Below are 2981 nucleotides of genomic sequence, written 5' to 3'. Positions count from 1 at the left end.
CCACCGGTCCAGATACACAGCGACTCGCCGAGATCGCGCATACGACTGACCCCCAGTTGCAAGCCCAGGCTCTCGAACCCCGAGCGCTCGCTCAGCGAGAGGAAGTCGAGGAAGGCATGCAACTCGCGCCACGGCTTGCGGTCGAGGTCCACGTACTTGACCTTGATGGCCTTGCCCCCCTGGTCCAGCAACAGTGAGGGCTCGAACCAGCCCTCCTTGATGCTGGGATACGCGATCCCGTCCAGATAAAAGATCCCTCCATACTGCAGCAGGACGAACCGCGAGAGGGCCACCAGGCAACTCTGGTAGCTGCGCTTCAGGGTCTCGGCACGGGTATCCGCCTCATGGGCCGGCATGGCCTCCCAAACGGGGCGCCCCACGCCTTCGGGCCAGCGGTTGGCGGAAGCGATGGCCTCCCGGGTCATCAGGTTCACCCAGAGGTCCTTGCGTAGGTCCCCCGTCGTCACCAAGCAGTGCAGTTGCCCCGTCCATCCCCCCAGGCTCGGGCCAGCCGACGCACTGTGGCGATTACCCAGCGTCCGCCCGGCCAGGGACGTCAGGTCTCCCTCGACACGCTTTCCGCCAAAGGCGAAGTTCATCAGCGTCACCAGGAAAACCGCCTGGTCCGCCGTGTCAATGTGTCTCTCGAACAGGGTATGTGAGAGCAGGGTGTTGTTGGCGGAGGGCAGGTCCGGGTAGAAGCCGGCGCCCAGTGAACGGGGTTGGCCCGAGTCGATGGCCTCCTCGCGTTTGCCCTTGGTCTTCGCTGCCGTGAGCCTGCGCTCGGTGCGCTCGGCAATACACTCCGCCACGGCCGGCATCTGCAGGAAGGGGCGCCCACCGTGCAGGTAGAACCGATCGCGCCATTCCTCCAGGTAGTCCAGACAACGCGCCGATAGACCCTCGATCCCAAGCTCGGCCCATTCGCGTTCATCGTCGGGCGTGCAGGCCGCCTGGGCGATGGCGAGCAACAGCTTCGTCAGGGCGAGCTTCTGAATCGGGTTGCCACCCAGGGCCCGCAGGTCGTGTCTAGCGAAGACATCGCGCAGGCTGGCTCGGCCTTCATCGGCCACCGGGATCCAGGGCTCGTCGATCAGGTTGAAGTGGTTCTCCATGTGTTCAGTCCTTGTCGCGGAAGGCCTGGAAGCCCAGGTCGTCTCGATAGCTGAGCCGGTACCTCTCGTGAGGCGACCCCCCACTCAGCCCCGTCAGGTTTCCGGCCTCGTCCGCCAGCGCCACCCGGAGCAGGGCCTCGTCATGCTCGGGGCGGCCGAGATAGAAACAGTGGTGGAAGCCATACTGGCGTAGCGTGCGCAGAGCCGTCGTGTCCGGCGACTGATAGACCGGCACGCGAACCTGCTGGCGCGTCAGCAGCGCGCTGAGGTCACGCCACTGCGGCCTGCTCAGCGTATTACGGTCCCAAGGCAGCCAGTGCTGCTCGCCATCCAGCAGTACCAGCCGGGTGGCCCGACGCGCGGCATCTGGGGTGAGCCCACGCAGCAGCAGGATCTCTACCGAGTCGATGTCACTGTAGCGGGTGCCCGCCTTGTGCTCAGGCAATGTCTTGCCAGCTTCGGCCAGGGCTCCCCGTGCCAGCTGTTCCATGGCTCGCTGCCCCGTGCGCCGGCGGTTGCCCTCCTGTAGCTCTCGGTACCAGCGCGCCATGTCGCCGAGCTCCTCCCGGCCGGCATAGGTGGCTTCGATCATGGGGCGAATGTCATCGGGAAGGGTGACAGCTTCTCGTCCCTGCCACACCTCGAGGCTGCGACACAGCACATAGGGGCTGTAGACGGCCGCCGTGACGCCGAAAGCCTTAGCAGGCTGGGCGATGGCCGGCGCCAGCTCGGGCGCCAGGAGCCAAGCCTCGTGATGGCTGCCAGCGGGCCTGGGCGTGTCCTCGTGGCGCCACAACCTGCCCAGTCGCTGGAGGAGCATGTCAGTCGGACAGAAGCGGCTGATGAGAAAGTCGGCGTCGATGTCGAGCGACTGCTCCAGGACCTGGGTGCCCACCAGCAGCCGTCCGGCACTGGTGCGCTTCTTCCATGCCTTGTTGCCGTAGAGGGTCACCCAGATGTCTTCCCGAGCCGCGCGGTGCTGAGGAGTAAAACGGGAGTGTAGCAGCCCGACTTCAACCCCCAACTCCGCCGATCGCGCCGCCAGGACCCGAAAGCGCTCCTGGGCCTCGCCCACGGTATTCTCGATCCAGAGCACCTGCTGCCCGGCTTCCGCCCTCGCCAGGGCTTCCTCGACCGCCGCCTCATCTCGATCAATCAGGGTCACGGCGGCCGATCTCGAGAGGGGTCTCGGCAGCGCGACCTCGACAGGGTCACCTGCAGTCGGGCACGCGGTAATCAGGGGGTAATGGTCCTTTTCGACCTCGACCCCCAGCAACTGCTGGCGACGCTCGCGGGCCAGGGTCGCCGTCAGGATGATCACGGTGCATCCTGCCTCCCCCAGGAAATCGATCAGGGCGTCCAGCAGCGTCCCGGTATAGGCATCGTAGGTGTGCACCTCGTCCAGAATGACGACCTTGCCGGCGAGGCCGAAGGCCCGGACGAAGCCATGCTTGACGTTCATGACCGCCATCAGCGCCTGGTCCAGGGTACCCACGGCGAAGGGAGCCAGTAGCCCACGCTTGGCCTGGCTGAACCAGGCACCACCGGGGCGCCCTTCCTCTCCCATTTCGGTCTCGACGAGCCAGGCATGGCCATGCAGCAGCAGCCCCCGGCGCGGGGCATCAGGGGGCAGGATAGCGCTCAGGAAGGCGTTGAAGCGGGTATAGATCCGGTTGGACGTCAGCTGGGTGGGGAGCGCGAAGTAGACGCCGCTGACCTGTCCCCGGGCCAGATGCTGGTAGGCAACGTAGAGCGCGGCTTCGGTCTTGCCCATGCCCATGGGCGCCTCGAGCAGGTAGACGCCGGGACGACTGGCCACCTCGGCGAGACGGACTTGGGCGGCGTTGGGGGAAAAGCTGAAGATGT

2 protein-coding genes are annotated in these 2981 nt (G+C 66.0%); both read right to left on the bottom strand.

The window, feature by feature from the left end; all coding sequences use genetic code 11:
• A partial coding sequence (casA, locus tag ACESMD_RS05285; RefSeq protein WP_372611020.1) for a type I-E CRISPR-associated protein Cse1/CasA occupies positions 1 to 1115 on the bottom strand: 1115 nt, incomplete at its 3' end.
• 4 nt (positions 1116 to 1119) lie between these two features.
• Positions 1120 to 2981, bottom strand: a 1862-nt coding sequence (gene cas3 / locus ACESMD_RS05280) for a CRISPR-associated helicase Cas3' (RefSeq protein WP_372611018.1), incomplete at its 5' end; no start/stop codon positions are given.

Origin of the sequence: Halomonas sp. (assembly GCF_041689495.1) — a bacterium.
GTDB lineage: Bacteria > Pseudomonadota > Gammaproteobacteria > Pseudomonadales > Halomonadaceae > Halomonas.
Note: the sequence above shows the minus strand (reverse complement) of the source record. Positions and strands in the feature narration are given on the sequence as shown.